The 16,322-nt window shown below is 61.6% G+C and carries 17 protein-coding genes and 1 other RNA gene; 14 read left to right on the plus strand and 4 right to left on the minus strand.

What is annotated here, in order from left to right; genetic code table 11:
* From petA to ACK59Z_RS21190, 5 genes are all read left to right on the plus strand, one after another.
* The coding region (gene petA / locus ACK59Z_RS21170) for a ubiquinol-cytochrome c reductase iron-sulfur subunit (RefSeq protein ID WP_409293640.1) at window positions 1-463 on the plus strand (463 nt) is incomplete at its 5' end.
* Window positions 463-1,674 carry a cytochrome bc complex cytochrome b subunit gene (locus ACK59Z_RS21175; RefSeq protein ID WP_010952438.1) on the plus strand — a complete coding sequence of 404 codons (1,212 nt, stop codon included), beginning with the start codon at window positions 463-465 and terminating at the stop codon, window positions 1,672-1,674. The genes petA and ACK59Z_RS21175, both read left to right, overlap by 1 nt.
* A complete protein-coding gene (locus tag ACK59Z_RS21180) occupies window positions 1,674-2,453 on the plus strand; it encodes a cytochrome c1 (RefSeq protein ID WP_108190986.1) in 780 nt (259 codons plus the stop codon). Before ACK59Z_RS21175 ends, ACK59Z_RS21180 begins: the two co-directional genes overlap by 1 nt.
* Before the next feature lie 116 nt (window positions 2,454-2,569).
* Window positions 2,570-3,193: a glutathione S-transferase N-terminal domain-containing protein gene (locus tag ACK59Z_RS21185; protein ID WP_003251828.1), complete on the plus strand. Its 624-nt coding sequence runs from the start codon at window positions 2,570-2,572 to the stop codon at window positions 3,191-3,193.
* A gap of 10 nt (window positions 3,194-3,203) precedes the next feature.
* Window positions 3,204-3,635: a ClpXP protease specificity-enhancing factor gene (locus tag ACK59Z_RS21190; RefSeq protein WP_108190985.1), complete on the plus strand. Its 432-nt coding sequence runs from the start codon at window positions 3,204-3,206 to the stop codon at window positions 3,633-3,635.
* Window positions 3,636-3,695: 60 nt separating this feature from the next.
* On the opposite strand, the gene ACK59Z_RS21195 is transcribed toward ACK59Z_RS21190, so the two are convergent.
* The 4 genes from ACK59Z_RS21195 to ACK59Z_RS21210 form a co-directional block, all read right to left on the minus strand.
* On the minus strand, window positions 3,696-4,274 hold the full coding sequence (locus tag ACK59Z_RS21195; protein WP_003251832.1) for a BON domain-containing protein: 579 nt from the start codon (window positions 4,272-4,274) through the stop codon (window positions 3,696-3,698).
* Window positions 4,271-4,864 carry a phosphoheptose isomerase gene (locus ACK59Z_RS21200; protein ID WP_012053657.1) on the minus strand — a complete coding sequence of 198 codons (594 nt, stop codon included), beginning with the start codon at window positions 4,862-4,864 and terminating at the stop codon, window positions 4,271-4,273. The genes ACK59Z_RS21195 and ACK59Z_RS21200 overlap by 4 nt, the downstream gene beginning before the upstream one ends.
* Before the next feature lie 86 nt (window positions 4,865-4,950).
* The gene (locus tag ACK59Z_RS21205; RefSeq protein WP_012053656.1) at window positions 4,951-5,322 is read right to left on the minus strand and encodes a YraN family protein; all 372 of its coding nucleotides are present in this window, start codon (window positions 5,320-5,322) and stop codon (window positions 4,951-4,953) included.
* Window positions 5,322-7,139 (minus strand): penicillin-binding protein activator, encoded by a 1,818-nt coding sequence (locus tag ACK59Z_RS21210; RefSeq protein ID WP_409293641.1) that lies wholly within the window; start codon window positions 7,137-7,139, stop codon window positions 5,322-5,324. Before ACK59Z_RS21210 ends, ACK59Z_RS21205 begins: the two co-directional genes overlap by 1 nt.
* Window positions 7,140-7,325: 186 nt before the next feature.
* Here ACK59Z_RS21210 and rsmI point away from each other — a divergent pair, with 186 nt between their 5' ends.
* The 9 genes from rsmI to mraY all read left to right on the plus strand — a co-directional run bounded on the left by rsmI (window position 7,326) and on the right by mraY (window position 16,316).
* The gene (rsmI, locus tag ACK59Z_RS21215; RefSeq protein WP_003251840.1) at window positions 7,326-8,201 is read left to right on the plus strand and encodes a 16S rRNA (cytidine(1402)-2'-O)-methyltransferase; all 876 of its coding nucleotides are present in this window, start codon (window positions 7,326-7,328) and stop codon (window positions 8,199-8,201) included.
* A gap of 67 nt (window positions 8,202-8,268) precedes the next feature.
* Window positions 8,269-8,644: RNase P RNA component class A (gene rnpB / locus ACK59Z_RS21220), an RNA gene on the plus strand.
* Window positions 8,645-8,952: 308 nt separating this feature from the next.
* Window positions 8,953-9,408: a division/cell wall cluster transcriptional repressor MraZ gene (gene mraZ / locus ACK59Z_RS21225; RefSeq protein ID WP_004575120.1), complete on the plus strand. Its 456-nt coding sequence runs from the start codon at window positions 8,953-8,955 to the stop codon at window positions 9,406-9,408.
* Window positions 9,405-10,352 carry a 16S rRNA (cytosine(1402)-N(4))-methyltransferase RsmH gene (gene rsmH, locus ACK59Z_RS21230; protein ID WP_003251843.1) on the plus strand — a complete coding sequence of 316 codons (948 nt, stop codon included), beginning with the start codon at window positions 9,405-9,407 and terminating at the stop codon, window positions 10,350-10,352. The genes mraZ and rsmH overlap by 4 nt, the downstream gene beginning before the upstream one ends.
* Entirely contained in the window at window positions 10,349-10,642 is a 294-nt protein-coding gene (gene ftsL / locus ACK59Z_RS21235; RefSeq protein WP_003251845.1) for a cell division protein FtsL, read from the plus strand. The genes rsmH and ftsL overlap by 4 nt, the downstream gene beginning before the upstream one ends.
* A complete protein-coding gene (locus ACK59Z_RS21240) occupies window positions 10,642-12,387 on the plus strand; it encodes a penicillin-binding protein 2 (RefSeq protein WP_167398619.1) in 1,746 nt (581 codons plus the stop codon). The genes ftsL and ACK59Z_RS21240 overlap by 1 nt, the downstream gene beginning before the upstream one ends.
* On the plus strand, window positions 12,387-13,874 hold the full coding sequence (locus tag ACK59Z_RS21245) for a UDP-N-acetylmuramoyl-L-alanyl-D-glutamate--2,6-diaminopimelate ligase (protein WP_041167361.1): 1,488 nt from the start codon (window positions 12,387-12,389) through the stop codon (window positions 13,872-13,874). The genes ACK59Z_RS21240 and ACK59Z_RS21245 overlap by 1 nt, the downstream gene beginning before the upstream one ends.
* Window positions 13,867-15,234 (plus strand): UDP-N-acetylmuramoyl-tripeptide--D-alanyl-D-alanine ligase, encoded by a 1,368-nt coding sequence (gene murF, locus ACK59Z_RS21250; RefSeq protein ID WP_108190982.1) that lies wholly within the window; start codon window positions 13,867-13,869, stop codon window positions 15,232-15,234. The genes ACK59Z_RS21245 and murF overlap by 8 nt, the downstream gene beginning before the upstream one ends.
* The gene (gene mraY / locus ACK59Z_RS21255) at window positions 15,234-16,316 is read left to right on the plus strand and encodes a phospho-N-acetylmuramoyl-pentapeptide-transferase (protein ID WP_003251852.1); all 1,083 of its coding nucleotides are present in this window, start codon (window positions 15,234-15,236) and stop codon (window positions 16,314-16,316) included. The genes murF and mraY overlap by 1 nt, the downstream gene beginning before the upstream one ends.
* Window positions 16,317-16,322 lie beyond the last annotated feature (6 nt).

The raw sequence follows: 16,322 nt of genomic DNA on the forward strand, positions 1-16,322 counted from the left end.
AGCCGCGGGTGCACCGGTGAAGGTCAACATCGCCAAGGTCGAGGCGGGGCAGCAGATGGTGGCCGAGTGGCGTGGCCAGCCCGTATTCATTGTGCGGCGAACGGAGGAAATCCTTGGCAATCTGAAAAAAATCACGGGTGACCTGTCCGACCCTGAGTCCAAGGCCTCGGTACAGCCAGCGTACGTCGACCCTGAGGTTCGCTCGATCAAGCCGGAAATTCTTATTCTCGTAGGCCTGTGCACGCACCTGGGCTGCTCGCCCACCTTCCGACCAGAAGTGGCGCCTGCCGACCTTGGGCCGAAATGGGTAGGTGGTTACTTCTGCCCGTGCCACGGCTCTCACTATGACCTAGCTGGCCGTGTCTACAAGTCCCAGCCGGCGCCTCTCAACCTGCCCGTGCCACCGCACTCTTATGAGTCGGACGAGATCATCGTCATTGGCGTCGACCAGGAGAACGCATGATGAGCAAGTTCATGGACTGGATTGACGCTCGCTTCCCCGCCACCAAGATGTGGGAAGACCACCTCAGCAAGTATTACGCACCCAAGAACTTCAACTTCCTGTACTTCTTCGGCTCCCTGGCATTGCTGGTGCTGGTCAACCAGATCGTGACCGGCGTGTGGCTGACCATGAGCTTCACGCCCTCGGCGGAAGAGGCGTTCGCCTCGGTCGAGTACATCATGCGCGACGTGGAATACGGCTGGATCCTGCGCTACCTGCACTCCACGGGGGCGTCAGCGTTCTTCATCGTGGTCTACCTGCACATGTTCCGCGGCCTGCTCTATGGCTCCTACCAGAAGCCACGCGAGCTGGTCTGGCTGTTCGGCATGCTGATCTATCTGGCGCTGATGGCTGAAGCGTTCATGGGCTACCTGCTGCCATGGGGGCAGATGTCGTACTGGGGCGCCCAGGTGATCATCTCGCTGTTCGGTGCCATCCCGGTGATCGGTGATGACCTTACCCAGTGGATCCGTGGTGACTACCTGATCTCGGGCATCACCCTGAACCGCTTCTTTGCCCTGCATGTGGTTGCCCTGCCAATCGTGATTCTTGGCCTGGTGGTATTGCACATCCTCGCCCTGCACGAAGTGGGTTCGAACAACCCTGATGGCGTCGACATCAAGAAGAAAAAGGACGAAAACGGTATTCCGCTGGATGGTATCCCGTTCCACCCGTACTACACCGTCAAAGACATTGTCGGCGTGGTGGTGTTCCTGTTCGTGTTCTGCGCCGTGGTGTTCTTCTTCCCTGAAATGGGCGGTTATTTCCTGGAGAAACCTAACTTCGAGCAGGCCAACGCCTTCAAGACCCCAGAGCACATCGCGCCGGTGTGGTACTTCACACCGTTCTACGCAATCCTGCGTGCGGTGCCTGACAAACTGATGGGCGTCATTGCCATGGGGGCGGCCATTGCCGTGCTGTTCGTACTGCCTTGGCTCGACCGCAGTCCGGTGCGTTCCATGCGTTACAAGGGCTGGATCAGCAAGGTCTTCCTGCTGGTGTTCTGCGTGTCCTTCGTCATCCTCGGCGTGCTGGGCGTACTGGCACCGACACCTGGGCGTACTTTGCTGTCGCAGGTATGCACGGTGCTGTACTTCGCCTACTTCCTGCTGATGCCGTTCTACACAAGGCTCGAGAAGACCAAACCGGTTCCGGAAAGGGTGACTGGCTGATGAAAAAGTTGATTGCAGTATTTTTGCTGGCAGTGATGCCCGCCTTTTCCTTCGCTGCCGAACATGGCCTGGAGCTGGACAAGGTCGATATCGACCTGACTGACAAGGCCGCCATGCAGGACGGCGCGCGTACCTTCGCCAACTATTGCATGGGTTGCCACAGTGCCAAGTTCCAGCGTTACGAACGGGTGGCTGATGACCTGGGTATCCCGCATGAGTTGATGCTCGAGAAGCTGGTGTTCACAGGTGCCAAGATCGGTGACCACATGCAGATCGGCATGAAGCCCAGCGACGCCAAGACCTGGTTCGGTGCCGCGCCGCCCGACCTGACCCTGGTCGCCCGCGTGCGCGGTACCGATTGGCTTTACACCTACCTGCGCAGTTTCTATGAGGACCCATCGCGCCCTTACGGGGTGAACAACAAGGTGTTCCCGAACGTCGGCATGCCTAACGTGCTGGTGGGTCTGCAAGGTAACCAGGTGGTGGGTTGCAAGCAGGTGCAGACGGTGGTCGAGGGCAAGAAGCAATTCGACCCGTTGACCGGCAGCCCGTTGACCCATGAAGCTTGCGATCAGCTGACCATTACGCCGAATTCCGGTACCCTGACGACCGAGCAGTTCGACGAGAAGGTCAAGAACCTTGTGACCTTCCTGGCCTATTCGGCCAACCCAGTCAAACTGGAAAGCCAGCGCATCGGCACCTATGTGTTGCTGTACCTGGCTTTCTTCTTCGTATTCGCCTACTTGCTCAAGCGTGAATATTGGAAGGACGTGCACTGATCACGCAGTAGTTTCTGGTTGTTGAACGCGCCCGGGGTGGCCTAGCAGTATTGCCAGGCCACCCCGGGCGCGTTTTCATTTAAAGTTGCACAAGCATCCGTGCGAGGAGCCGCTACATGGGCGCAACCAACAGGTTAGCCTGCTATTCCGATCCCGCTGATCACTATTCTCATCGGGTGCGCCTGGTTCTGGCCGAGAAGGGCGTCAGCGTGCAGTTGATCGATGTCGATCCCGCCCGCCTGCCGCCGAAGCTGGCCGAGGTCAACCCTTATGGCAGCGTGCCGACCTTGGTCGATCGTGACCTGGCGTTGTATGAATCGACCGTGGTGATGGAATACCTCGAGGAGCGTTACCCGCACCCGCCGCTGATGCCGGTATACCCGGTTGCGCGTGGCAACAGCCGTCTGCTGATGCACCGCATCCAGCGCGACTGGTGTGCCTTGGCCGATACCGTGCTTGACCCGCGTAGCAGTGAAGCTGCCCGAACCGAAGCGCGCAAGGCCTTGCGCGAAAGCCTGACCGGGGTCTCGCCGTTGTTTGGCGAGTTCGCCTGCTTCATGAGTGATGAGCAAAGCCTGGTCGATTGCTGTCTATTGCCCATACTCTGGCGTTTGCCTGTGTTGGGTATCGAATTGCCGCGGCAAGCCAAGCCGCTGCTGGATTACATGGAGCGCCAGTTCGCCCGCGAGCCTTTTCAGGCGAGCCTGTCCTCCGTAGAACGTGAAATGCGCAAGCTTTAAGGAGCCGTTGATGAACTCCAGTCGCCCCTATCTGGTTCGAGCACTGTACGAGTGGATCGTCGACAACGATTGCACGCCCCATATGCTGGTCAATGCCGAATTCCCGAAAGTTCAGGTGCCGGATGGTTTCGCCAGTGATGGCCAGATCGTCTTGAATATCTCGCCAAGTGCCGTGCGTAGCCTGCACATGGACAATGACGCAGTCAGCTTCGAGGGCCGCTTCAGTGGTGTGGCTCACTCGCTGTTCGTGCCGGTTGGTGCAATCCTGGGTATCTACGCCCGCGAAAATGGCCAGGGTATGGTCTTCGAGCTGGAGCCGTCTTCGATGGATGGCGACGAGCTGGAAGACGATGATGTGCAGCCGGATGGCGATGGCCCGCCAGACGATGGAGGGCAGCCGCCGCGTCCGACTGGCCGGCCAAGCCTGAAAGTGGTCAAGTAACAAAAAAGGCGATCCAGATGGATCGCCTTTTTTGTTTGGCCTGTCCAGGCAATCACTGAGTCAATCGATGTACTCGAACAGCTTGACGATCTTCTGCACGCCCGACACGCCCTGCACCACGGCGGTGGCCGAGTTGGCTTCTTGACGGGTGACCAGACCCAGCAGGTAGACGATGCCGTTTTCGGTAATCACCTTGATGCGCGAGCTGGGCACGGCGTTGTCGGTCAGCATCTGGGTCTTGATCTTGGTGGTCAGCCAGGCGTCGTTGTTGCGCGCCAGAATGGAGGAGGGCTGCATCACTTGCAGCTCGTTGTGTACTTTCTTGACCCGTTGGACCTGGCTGGCCGTTTGCTCCGCGAGGCTCTTGAGGTCGGCGCGTGGGGTCTGCCCGGCCAGCAGGACGATACCGTTGTAGCTGCTGACAACGATGTGCGAGCCCTTGTCCAGGTCTGGGTTGGCTTTGGAAATGTTCACGGCAGCCTTGGTCTCGATCAGCGAGTCGTCGATCTTGCTACCGATGGTGCGCGTGCCGCGATCGTCCTCAATCGGCGAATTGCGGGTAGAGGTGAGTACCGAGCTGCAACCAGTGACGCTCAGGCACAGGGTCAGGGCCATCAGGCCGAGGCGCATAGGGGTCATTCTTCACTCCCGAACAGTTGGCTGTCGATCAGATCGCACAGGCAGTGGATCGCCAGCAGGTGGACTTCCTGGATACGCGCGGTAACTGTCGAAGGCACGCGGATTTCCACGTCTTCGGGCAGCAGCAGCGAAGCCATGCCGCCGCCATCGCGACCCGTCAATGCTACGACAATCATTTCACGGTCATGTGCGGCCTGGATTGCCTGGATTACGTTGGCCGAATTGCCGCTGGTGGAGATCGCCAGCAGAACGTCACCGGGCTGGCCCAGGGCGCGGATCTGCTTGGAAAAGACTTCGTTGTAGCTGTAGTCGTTGGCGATCGAGGTCAGGGTCGAGCTATCGGTGGTCAGCGCGATGGCTGGCAGGCTGGGACGCTCGCGCTCGAAGCGGTTGAGCAGCTCCGATGAAAAGTGCTGGGCATCGCCGGCCGAGCCGCCGTTGCCGCAGGCGAGCATCTTGCCCTCGTTGAGCAACGCATTGACCATGACCAGGCTGGCCTGCTCGATGTGCGGTGCCAGGATGTCCATTGCCTGTTGCTTGGTTTCGATGCTGGCCTCGAACAGCCGGCGAATTCGGGATTGCATGTCCATCTGGTGACCTTAAATGGGGCGGTGGCCTTTGCTACGCGCAACAACGACCAGCCCGCGATACATAGAGCAAAAAAAACGAAGTGGGTTCAGCATTCGAAGGCGTTTTTCAGCCATTGAAGCGGTCTGCCTGCATGGTGGCTACCCTGCAGGGCGACTACGTCGAAGCGGCAGGGGTGGTTGCCCCAGTGGGCCTCCTTCTGCAGGAACAGGCTGGCGGCAAGCACCAACCGTTTCTGCTTGCGCCCGTCGATACTGTCGAGGGCGCCTCCGAAGCCCGCGTGCAACCGGTAGCGGACTTCGACGAATACTACTGTATCGGCGTCGAGCATGACCAGATCAAGCTCGCCGCCTTTGCATCGCCAGTTGCGCGCCAGCAACTGCAGCCCTTGCCCCTGAAGGTACTCAAGGGCTTGGGTTTCTGCCGCTTGCCCGGCACGGGTAGGCGATGCTGCGGCCATCAGCGCGCGGTATCAGGCAGGCGCTTGACCTGGCCGCCGCTAAACTCGGCCCAAGGCAGCTGGCGTTCGACGCGCTGGTTGGCATTGATGCTCAGGCTGCCCGAAAGGCCAAGGACGCGGTTGTCCGGTAGCGCTTTCAGTTGGCCCAGGCGCGGCGCCAGGCTGTAGGCGTCAACGCCCATGGCATACAGGCGACCGAGGCTGCCAGCGGCTTGCGGCCACTGCTGTACAACCTGTTGACGCAGGCTGTTGCTGGTGTCGAGCAGCCACGGTGTTTCGCAGAAGCGGATGCCGTTCATGTCATTGTACTGGTTGATGTCACCGCTGGCGCTGTACAGGTTCGAGGTGGCATAGACAGGCACATCACCGGCGTACTGGAAGTTCAGGGTCGGCTTGATCTGCTGCGCCTGTTGTGGGGTCGAGGCGAGGAAGATGAAGTCGATGTCCTGGCGGCGCGACGGTTGTGCAGCGATGCTGCCGCCCACCGTGCTTTGCAGGCTCTTGGCGCGGCCTTCGCTCTGGCGCAGCTGGAACAGGTCGGCAATCTGCTGGGCCAGGGCGACCGGTTGGGCGATGCGCTGGGCGGCGAGCAGGGTTCCGCCATTGCCTTCCCAGTCCTGGCGGAAGGCAGCCAGGACACGGTCACCCCATTCGCCGCTCGGCACCAGGGCTACGGCGCGGACCATGCCATCGGCGCGGGCGCGGCGGGCCACTTCACGGGCTTCGTCTTCGGCTGCCAGGCCGAACTGGAACAATTGTGGCGGCGCCTTCTGGCCAGCGTCGGCGTAGTTCAGGGCCAGCGTGGTGATCGGCAGCTGTGGTTTGGCGGCCAGTTGTTTGACCAATGGTTTTTCAAGCGGGCCGATGACCAGTTGCACGCCGGCGGCTTGCGCCTGGCGATAGAAGTCGTCCAGCGAGCCGATACGCGAGCTGTCGAACACCTGCACCGCAGGCGCTGGCTGGCCGCTTTGCTGGGCCTGGAAGTGGGCGGCCATGAAGCCATCGCGCAGGGCGCGGGCTACACCGGCCAGTGGGCCTTCCTGAGGCAGCAGCAGGGCGATCTTGGTCAGCGGCTGGCTGGCCAGTTCCTTGAGTTTGGTCAGGGCCAGCGGCAGTTGCTGGGCGGCAGGGTGGTCCGGGTGCTGTTTGACCCAGGCTTCGATGGCCGCTTGCTGCTGCTCCAGGGTGCCAGCGCTTTTCACGGCGAAGGCCAGGCTGGTCCAGCCAGCCAGGGTCTGATCGTTGGTTGGCTGCTGCAGTTGCTCTGCCGGAAGCGATGCAACCAAGGCCCAGATGGCGTCATTGTTGGTGCTGGCGGCCTGGCCGCCAAGCAGCGGGGCCAGGAGAGTGCGCTGCTGTGCGGCAGCCAGGGCCTGGCCGTCGGCTTCGAGCGCGGCGGCGTGCACGCTGTACGTGCGCACTTGCTGTTCTGTCGGCAGCTCGGCAAGGCGCTGCAGGCTCGGGTGGGCCAGGACGGTCAGCGCTGCTTTGGGCTGGTTGCGGCTCATGGCCAGTTCCGCCGCGAGGGTGCTGGCGAACACTTGCTGGGCCGGCTTGAGCGTGTCCAGCGGGACCTGCTCGAGAATGCGTGCGGCGCGTGGGAAGTCCTTCTGCTTGTAGGCCAGGTCGGCCGCGCTCAGGCGCAGCAGGGCGGCGTCTTCGGCAGACTTGCTGGAAGCGGCCTTTTCGAGCAGTTGCTCGATGCTGGCATCCGGGGTGCGTGGCAGTTCGCCCAGGCTGGATGAGGGCGAGCTGGCGCAGGCTGCCAGCAGGGCGGCGAGGCAGAGGGCTGTGAGCAGCCGCAGGCAAGCGATCATGTAAAGGTCCTGTTACTCGATCAAGTTGGCCGGCAATTGTACCCAAGCACTGGCCGGGGCGCGATGTTGCTGTGTCGATCCTTCACTATAGGCGGCGTGTTCCTGATCGCCGGCGAGTTTCTTTGCGCCCTGTTGCAGGCGCTCGGGCTACAATGGCGCCTTTGATCCGAATGACAGGTGTGCGCAGTGACTGATGTGGCAGGGGCTTCGAAATCCGCGGTGGGGACGCTGTATGTGGTGGCAACCCCCATCGGCAACCTCGACGACATGAGCGCCCGGGCGCTGAAGGTGCTGGCGGACGTGGCGCTGATCGCCGCCGAAGACACCCGTCATTCGATCCGTCTGCTGCAACACTTTGGCATTGATACGCCGTTGGCCGCTTGTCATGAGCACAACGAGCGTGACGAGGGCGGGCGTTTTCTCTCCAAGCTGCTGGCGGGTGAAAATGTGGCGCTCGTCTCTGATGCCGGCACGCCTCTGATTTCCGACCCGGGCTACCACTTGGTGCGTCAGGCGCGGGCCGCGGGGGTGAGCGTGGTGCCGGTGCCGGGCGCCTGTGCCTTGATCGCCGCGCTATCGGCGGCAGGCCTGCCATCGGACCGCTTCATCTTCGAAGGCTTCCTGCCGGCCAAGCAGGCAGGGCGCCGGGCGCGCCTGGAGCAGGTGAGGGAAGAACCGCGCACGTTGATCTTCTATGAAGCCCCGCATCGCATCCTGGAGTGTCTTGAAGACATGGAGGCGGTATTTGGTGGCGATCGTCCGGCGTTGCTGGCGCGCGAACTGACCAAGACCTTCGAGACCCTCAAGGGTTTGCCGCTGGCTGAGTTGCGTGCGTTCGTAGCCGGCGACAGCAATCAGCAGCGCGGTGAGTGCGTGGTGCTGGTCGGCGGATGGAGTGCGCCGGAGGGCGAGCAGGCCATCAGTGCCGAAGCACAGCGCGTGCTCGACCTGCTGTTGGCTGAGTTGCCACTGAAGCGGGCGGCGGCGCTTGCAGCGGAAATTACCGGGGTGCGCAAGAACCTCTTGTATCAACTTGCCCTGGAAAAGCAGAAAGCCGAGTAGTGGCATTTTGATATAAATGTCGGTGGCGCTTGTTCTTGCGCGCGCGTGCCGGTAACCTTGGCGGCGGAGAGTCGATCGGACAGTCGCTGCCTGTTTTTGTTCCGCAACTTTTTGTTGTGTGAGCAGCAGGGGGAGGAAAGTCCGGGCTCCATAGGGCAGAGTGCCAGGTAACGCCTGGGAGGCGTGAGCCTACGGAAAGTGCCACAGAAAATAACCGCCTAAGCACTTCGGTGCCGGTAAGGGTGAAAAGGTGCGGTAAGAGCGCACCGCACGGCTGGCAACAGTTCGTGGCTAGGTAAACCCCACTCGGAGCAAGACCAAATAGGGTTCCATCAGGCGTGGCCCGCGTCGGAACCGGGTAGGTTGCTAGAGGCGTCCAGTGATGGCCGTCGTAGAGGAATGACTGTCCTCGACAAAACCCGGCTTACAGATCGACTCTCCACCTTTCTTTCCCTGCTTGAATCGATAGCAGATCCTCTCTGGTAATACCGAAAAAATCTTACTCTTAATAAATTACTTTAACTTCGAACTCCATTCGTTTGCGTGGGTTTGATTTTTCTCGTGTTTTTCTCTCTCTGGTAGTCCTTCCACATTCCGTTGTTGCGCTAAATCTCGGTCCTGTAAGGCTTTTCCTTATGAACGTGCCTTGACGGTGCTGCGGGCGGATTCCTATAGTGTGCGCAAGTGGCAGAAAGTGGGATGAAGTGGGTTTTCTGACACAAAAAAGCTAACATTGTGGGGAATCACAGCCGTGTTCCGCGGAGCCAACGCCGTCAGCCTCGATGCAAAGGGCCGTCTCGCCATGCCGAGCCGGTACCGTGACGAGCTCGACTCACGTTGCAATGGTCAACTGATCGTGACCATTGACGCCGTAGACCCCTGCTTGTGTGTTTATCCCCTCGATGAGTGGGAACAGATAGAAGCCAAGTTGCGTGCCTTGCCATCGTTGCGTGAGGAAAACCGCCGCCTGCAGCGTTTGCTGATCGGTAATGCGGTTGACCTGGAGCTCGATGGCAGCGGGCGTTTCCTGGTGCCGCCTCGCCTGCGTGAGTACGCCAAGCTCGACAAGAAGGCGATGCTGGTGGGGCAACTGAACAAATTCCAGCTGTGGGATGAAGATGCCTGGAACGCGGTTTCGGCAGCTGACCTTGCAGCTATTCAACAACCGGGCGCCATGCCCGACGAATTGCGTGACCTGATCCTGTGACCATAGATAGCGGCTTCAACCACATTACCGTCCTGCTCGACGAAGCTGTCGAGGCATTGGCCCTGCGCGCCGACGGTTGCTATCTGGACGGCACTTTCGGCCGTGGCGGACACAGCCGTCTGATTCTCAGCAAGCTCGGGCCGCAAGGGCGGCTCTTGGGCTTCGACAAAGATCCACAGGCGATTGCCACGGGGCAAGCGCTGGCGGCCGAAGACGGCCGCTTTGTCATTGTGCAGCGCAGTTTTGCCGAGCTGGGTGCGGAAGTTGCAGCGCGCGGCCTGCACGGCAAGGTCAGTGGTGTGTTGCTGGACCTGGGCGTGTCCTCGCCGCAGCTGGATGACCCAGAGCGTGGCTTCAGCTTCCTCAATGATGGCCCGCTGGACATGCGCATGAACCCGGACCAGGGCATCAGTGCCGCCGAGTTCATCGCCACTGCGCCCGTGGAAGAAATCGCCCGCGTCTTCAAGGAGTACGGCGAAGAACGCTTTGCCGGGCGCATGGCGCGTGCCGTGGTCGAGCGCCGTGAAAAACAGCCCTTCACCCGTACCGCCGACCTGGCGGAGGTGCTCAAAGTGGCCAACCCGGCATGGGAAAAGGGCAAGAACCCGGCTACCCGTGCCTTCCAGGGCCTTCGCATTCACGTCAACAACGAGCTGGGCGACCTGGAGGCTGGCCTTGAGGCTGCGCTCGATGCGCTCGAAGTCGGTGGTCGCTTGGCGGTCATCAGTTTCCACTCGCTGGAAGATCGTATCGTCAAACTGTTCATGCGCAAGCTGGTCAAGGGTGAGGCTGACAATCTGCCGCGCAATCTGCCGGTTCAGCACAAGGTCTTCGAGCCGAAAATCAAGCTCATCGGCAAGGCTCAGTTCGCCTCCGAGGCTGAGCTCAAGGCCAACCCGCGGTCGCGTAGCGCCGTGATGCGCGTGGCGGAGAAGCTGCGGTGAGCAGGCTACTTGCCAAACCCTTGCCAGGCGGAAGCTTCCTGATGCTTCTGCTGTTTGTCGGCGTGCTGGTTTCGGCCATTGCCGTGTCCTACAGTGCGCACTGGAACCGTCAACTGCTCAACACCCTGTACGGTGAATTGAACGAGCGCGACAAGGCTCAGGCCGAATGGGGCCGGCTGATTCTTGAGCAGAGTACCTGGACTGCTGCCAGCCGCATCGAGAGCCTGGCCTCCGAGCAGTTGAAGATGCGCGTGCCATCAGCTGACGAAGTCCGGATGGTGGCGCCATGATGAAGCTCGAAGGTGCACTCTACCCGTGGCGCTTCCGCGTAGTGATCGGCTTGCTGGCGATCATGGTCGGCGCCATTTGCTGGCGCATCATCGACCTCCAGGTAGTTGACCGTGACTTCCTCAAGGGCCAGGGCGATGCACGCAGCCTGCGTCACATCCCCATCCCGGCGCACCGCGGCTTGATTACCGACCGCAACGGTGAGCCGTTGGCCGTGAGTACCCCGGTCACCACCTTGTGGGCCAACCCCAAAGAGATGCAGGCCTCCAGGGAGCGCTGGCCGCAATTGGCCGCTGCGCTGGGGCAAAACCCGCAGCAGTTGATCGAGCGCCTGACCCAGCAGGCCAACAAAGAGTTCATCTACCTGGTCCGGGGGCTGACCCCCGAGCAGGGCCAGCACGTGCTCGACCTTAAAGTGCCTGGTGTGTACGGCCTGGAAGAATTCCGCCGCTTCTATCCGGCCGGCGATGTGACTGCACACATGGTCGGCTTTACCGACCTCGACGACCACGGTCGTGAAGGGGTGGAGCTGGCCTATGACGAGTGGCTAGCCGGTGTGCCCGGCAAGCGCCAGGTGATCAAGGACCGGCGCGGCCGGCTGATCAAGGACATTCAGGTAACCAAGAACGCCAAGGCCGGGAAGACCTTGGCGTTGTCGATAGACCTGCGCCTGCAGTACCTGGCTACCCGCGAGCTGCGCAATGCCATTGCCGAACAGGACGCCAAGGCCGGCAGCCTGGTGATCATGGACGTCAAGACCGGTGAGGTCCTGGCCATGGTCAACCAGCCGACCTACAACCCCAACAACCGCCGTAGCATGTTCCCGGCGGCCATGCGCAACCGGGCGATCATCGACGTGTTCGAGCCTGGCTCCACGGTCAAGCCGATCTCCATGAGTGCGGCGTTGCAGAGCGGCCGCTGGAAGACTACCGACAAGGTCGAGGTGTACCCTGGCAGCCTGCAGATCGGTCGCTACACCATCAAGGACGTGTCGCGCAGCGAGGGCCCGATTCTTGATTTGACCGGCATCCTGATCAACTCCAGTAACGTTGGCATGAGCAAGATCGCCTTCGACATCGGCGGCGAGGCCATCTACCGGGTCATGTCCCAGGTCGGCCTGGGCCAGTACACCGGTCTTGGCTTCCCGGGTGAGCGTGTCGGCAACCTGCCCAACCACCGTGAGTGGCGCAAGGCCGAGACCGCAACCCTGTCCTATGGCTACGGCGTATCGGTGACTGCCCTGCAGCTGGTGCATGCCTACGCGGCGCTGGCCAACGACGGCAAGATGGTGCCGCTGTCGATCATCAAGGTCGACAAGGCGCCGGAAGCCGTGCAGGCCATTCCGAAGGATGTCGCCGAAACTGTTCAAGGCATGCTGCAGCAGGTGATCGAAGCGCCGCGCGGCGTCTTCCGTGCCCAGGTGCCGTTCTATCACGTGGCCGGCAAGTCCGGCACCGCGCGTAAGGCCACCGTGGGTGCCAAGGGATACACCGAAAACGCCTACCGCTCGCTGTTCGCCGGCTTCGGGCCAATGAGCGACCCGCGCTACGCCATCGTTGTGGTCATCGACGAGCCGGGCAAGGGCGGCTACTTCGGTGGTCTGGTATCGGCGCCTGTATTCAGCAAGGTCATGTCCGGCACCCTGCGCCTGATGAACGTGCCGCCAGACAACCTGCCGCCACCTGCACCTGCACCCGCCGTGCAATCGCAAGTCAATGCAGCAGCCGCCAAGGGAGGGCGTGGATGATGACAATGCCACTAAGCAAACTTTTCGCCCACGCCAGCCGTGATCCATTGATTCGTGAGCTGACCCTGGACAGCCGTAATGTGCGCCCGGGTGACTTGTTCCTGGCGGTGCCGGGTGCCAAGGTCGATGGCCGCGAGCATATCGCCGATGCCCTGGCCCGTGGCGCTGCCGCCGTGGCCTATGAAGAGCAGGGTGCCAGCGTGCTGCCGCTGACCGATGCGCCGCTGATTCCGGTCAAAGGCCTGATCGCTCAGCTGTCAGACATCGCCGGGCGCTTCTACGGTGAACCGAGCCGCCAGTTGAATCTGGTCGGCGTGACCGGTACCAACGGCAAGACAAGCGTGACCCAACTGGTAGCCCAGGCACTCGACCTGCTTGGCCAGCGCTGCGGCCTGATTGGCACCCTGGGGACCGGTTTCTACGGCGAGTTGCAGAGCGGCCGTCTGACCACGCCCGACCCGATTGCCGTGCAATCGACCCTCAACGACCTCAAGAAAGGCGGCGCCAAGGCCGTGGCCATGGAAGTGTCTTCCCATGCCCTGGAGCAAGGCCGGGTTGCCGCACTGGAATTCGACATCGCGGTGATGACCAACCTGTCCCGCGACCACCTCGACTATCACGGCAGCATGGAAGCCTATGAGGCCGCCAAGGCCAAGCTGTTCGCCTGGCCGAGCCTGCGTTGCCAGGTGGTCAACCTGGATGACGACTTTGGTCGTCGTCTGGCGGCCGACTTTGCGCGTCGCCCGAGTGTCGACCATATCGAAACCCGGCTGCTGAGCTACAGCCTGGAAAACCCTGAAGCCTCGCTGTTCTGCCGCGAAGCCGTATTCAGTGACGATGGCGTGCGCGCCACCCTCGTCACCGCCCAAGGTGAGCGTATCTTGCGCAGCCAACTGCTGGGTCGCTTCAACCTGAGCAACATGCTGGCCGCTGTCGCGACCCTGCTGGCGCTGGACTATGCGCTGGACGAGATCCTCAAGGTCACGCCGCAACTGCAGGGGCCGGTAGGCCGCATGCAGCGCCTGGGTGGCGGCGACAAGCCGCTGGTGGTGGTCGACTATGCGCACACGCCGGATGCACTTGAAAAAGTACTCGAGGCCCTGCGCCCGCACGCTCATGGCAAACTGTTGTGCCTGTTCGGCTGCGGCGGTGACCGTGATCGCGGCAAGCGCCCGCTGATGGCCGAAGTGGCCGAGCGCCTGGCCGACCGCGTACTGGTCACCGACGACAACCCGCGTACTGAAGATCCGTCGCGCATCTTCGATGACATTCGCCCCGGTTTCACCAGGCCTGACGACGTCGAGTTCGTCGCCGGGCGTGGCGAAGCCATTGCGCACCTGATTGCCACCGCCGCTGCCAACGATGTGATCGTGCTGGCCGGCAAGGGGCACGAGGATTACCAGGAGATCAATGGCGAGCGCCATGATTTCTCCGATTTGACCGAAGCCGAAAAGGCACTTGCAGCCTGGGAGGCTCCACATGCTTAAGCCGTTGTCACTCAGCCAGCTGACCACAGCACTGAAGGGTCAACACATCGGTGGCGACGCCACGTTCACCGGCGTCAGCATCGATAGCCGCAGTGTCAGCGCCGGGCAGCTGTTCGTCGCCCTGGCCGGCCCGCGTTTCGATGGCCATGACTACCTGGCGGATGTGAAAGCCAAAGGCGCAGTGGCTGCCCTGGTCGAGCGTGAAGTGGCCGGTGTCGACCTGCCGCAGCTGCTGGTCAAGGATTGCCGGGTAGCACTGGGTCAGCTCGGCGCCCTGAACCGCGCGGCTTTCGACAAGCCTGTAGTGGCCATTACCGGTTCCAGCGGCAAGACCACGGTCAAGGAAATGCTCGCCAGCATCCTGCGTACCCGTGGCCTGGTGCACGCTACCCGCGGCAACTTGAACAATGACCTCGGTGCACCGCTGACACTGCTGGAGATTGCACCGGAGCACAGCGCAGCAGTGATCGAGCTGGGCGCCTCGCGCATTGGCGAAATCCGCTACACCGTGGGCCTGACGCAACCGCAGGTGGTCATTATCAACAATGCCGGTACTGCCCACGTTGGTGAATTCGGCGGCCCGGAAAAGATCGTCGAAGCCAAGGGCGAGATTCTCGAAGGCCTGGGCGAAGGCGGTATTGCCATTCTCAACCTGGACGACAAAGCCTTTGATATCTGGAAGGCGCGTGCCGGTGCGCACAAGGTTGTCAGTTTCGCACGCAGCAACCCGAAGGCCGATTTCCACGCGTCAGACATTGGTCGCGATGCCCGTGGCTGCCCGTCCTTCACCCTGCATGGCGCCGGTGAAACGGTAGCCGTGCAACTCAATGTGCTGGGTGAACACAACGTCAGCAATGCCTTGGCCGCCGCCGCCGCTGCACATGCCGTTGGTCTGAGCCTGAGCGGCATCGCCGCCGGCCTGGCTGCGGTGCAACCGGTCAAGGGGCGTACCGTGGCGCAGATCGCGCCGAACGGGGTACGGGTAATCGACGACAGTTACAACGCAAATCCCACCTCTATGTGCGCAGCCATTGATATACTCGCCGGCTTTTCCGGACGCACCGTTCTGGTGCTTGGGGATATCGGCGAATTGGGGCAATGGGCGGAAGAAGGCCACCGTCAGGTGGGTGACTACGCGCGTGGCAAGGTCGACGCCCTGTACGCAGTGGGTTCCAACATGACACATGCGGTCAAGGCGTTCGGCGCCAATGGCCGCCATTTCGCTACTCAAGCTGAGCTGATCGATGCGGTTAGCGCCGAGAATGCCAGTGACACCACTATCTTGATCAAGGGCTCGCGCAGCGCTGCGATGGAAAACGTCGTAGCGGCATTGTGCGGTGCCAGCGGGGAGAAACATTAATGCTGCTGCTGTTGGCCGAGTATCTGCAACAGTTCCACAAAGGCTTTGCGGTCTTTCAGTACCTGTCCCTGCGCGGGATTCTTGGCGTACTGACCGCATTGTCCCTGGCGCTGTGGCTGGGCCCCTGGATGATCCGTACCCTGCAAATTCGCCAGATCGGCCAGGCCGTGCGTAACGACGGCCCGCAATCGCACCTGTCCAAGTCCGGCACCCCGACCATGGGTGGTGCGCTGATCCTGTCGGCCATCGCCGTCAGCACCTTGCTGTGGGCCGACCTGAGCAACCGCTATGTTTGGGTTGTGCTGATCGTCACCCTGGCGTTCGGTGCCATTGGCTGGGTCGATGACTACCGCAAGGTGATCGAAAAGAACTCCCGTGGCCTTCCGAGCCGCTGGAAGTACTTCTGGCAGTCGGTGTTCGGCCTGGCGGCGGCAGTGTTCCTGTACAAGACGGCGCCAACCAGCGTCGAGACCACGCTGATCCTGCCGTTCATCAAGGATGTCACCATTCCACTGGGCGTCGGCTTCGTCGTACTGACCTACTTCGTCATTGTCGGCTCGAGCAACGCGGTCAACCTCACCGATGGCCTTGACGGCCTGGCAATCATGCCGACGGTGATGGTCGGCGGCGCGCTGGGCATCTTCTGCTACCTGTCGGGTAACGTGAAGTTTGCCGAGTACCTGCTGATCCCCTACGTGCCGGGCTCGGGCGAGCTGATCGTGTTCTGCGGCGCGCTGATCGGTGCCGGCTTGGGCTTCCTGTGGTTCAACACATACCCGGCGCAAGTGTTCATGGGTGACGTCGGCGCGCTGGCGCTGGGCGCCGCGCTGGGCACCATCGCCGTCATCGTGCGCCAGGAAATCGTGCTGTTCATCATGGGCGGCATCTTCGTGGTGGAAACCCTGTCGGTGGTCATCCAGGTCGCTTCCTTCAAGCTGACCGGCAAGCGCGTGTTCCGCATGGCGCCGATCCACCACCACTTTGAACTCAAGGGCTGGCCAGAGCCCCGGGTGATCGTCCGATTCTGGATCATCACCGTGATCCTGGTACTGATTGGCCTTGCAACCCTGAAACTGAGGTAGATGAGC

Origin of the sequence: Pseudomonas sp. KCJK9058, from assembly GCF_046230975.1 — a bacterium.
Taxonomy (GTDB): Bacteria; Pseudomonadota; Gammaproteobacteria; order Pseudomonadales; family Pseudomonadaceae; genus Aquipseudomonas; species Aquipseudomonas alloputida.

Coding starts and splice junctions, on each gene's coding strand:
- ACK59Z_RS21245 (WP_041167361.1), top strand. CDS start 12,387: ATGACAATGCCACTAAGCAAACTTTTCGCCCACGCCAGCCGTGATCCA.
- ACK59Z_RS21185 (WP_003251828.1), top strand. CDS start 2,570: ATGGGCGCAACCAACAGGTTAGCCTGCTATTCCGATCCCGCTGATCAC.
- ACK59Z_RS21205 (WP_012053656.1), bottom strand. CDS start 5,322: ATGGCCGCAGCATCGCCTACCCGTGCCGGGCAAGCGGCAGAAACCCAA.
- murF (WP_108190982.1), top strand. CDS start 13,867: ATGCTTAAGCCGTTGTCACTCAGCCAGCTGACCACAGCACTGAAGGGT.
- ACK59Z_RS21195 (WP_003251832.1), bottom strand. CDS start 4,274: ATGACCCCTATGCGCCTCGGCCTGATGGCCCTGACCCTGTGCCTGAGC.
- ACK59Z_RS21200 (WP_012053657.1), bottom strand. CDS start 4,864: ATGGACATGCAATCCCGAATTCGCCGGCTGTTCGAGGCCAGCATCGAA.
- ACK59Z_RS21180 (WP_108190986.1), top strand. CDS start 1,674: ATGAAAAAGTTGATTGCAGTATTTTTGCTGGCAGTGATGCCCGCCTTT.
- mraY (WP_003251852.1), top strand. CDS start 15,234: ATGCTGCTGCTGTTGGCCGAGTATCTGCAACAGTTCCACAAAGGCTTT.
- ACK59Z_RS21210 (WP_409293641.1), bottom strand. CDS start 7,139: ATGATCGCTTGCCTGCGGCTGCTCACAGCCCTCTGCCTCGCCGCCCTG.
- ACK59Z_RS21190 (WP_108190985.1), top strand. CDS start 3,204: ATGAACTCCAGTCGCCCCTATCTGGTTCGAGCACTGTACGAGTGGATC.
- ACK59Z_RS21175 (WP_010952438.1), top strand. CDS start 463: ATGAGCAAGTTCATGGACTGGATTGACGCTCGCTTCCCCGCCACCAAG.
- ACK59Z_RS21240 (WP_167398619.1), top strand. CDS start 10,642: ATGAAGCTCGAAGGTGCACTCTACCCGTGGCGCTTCCGCGTAGTGATC.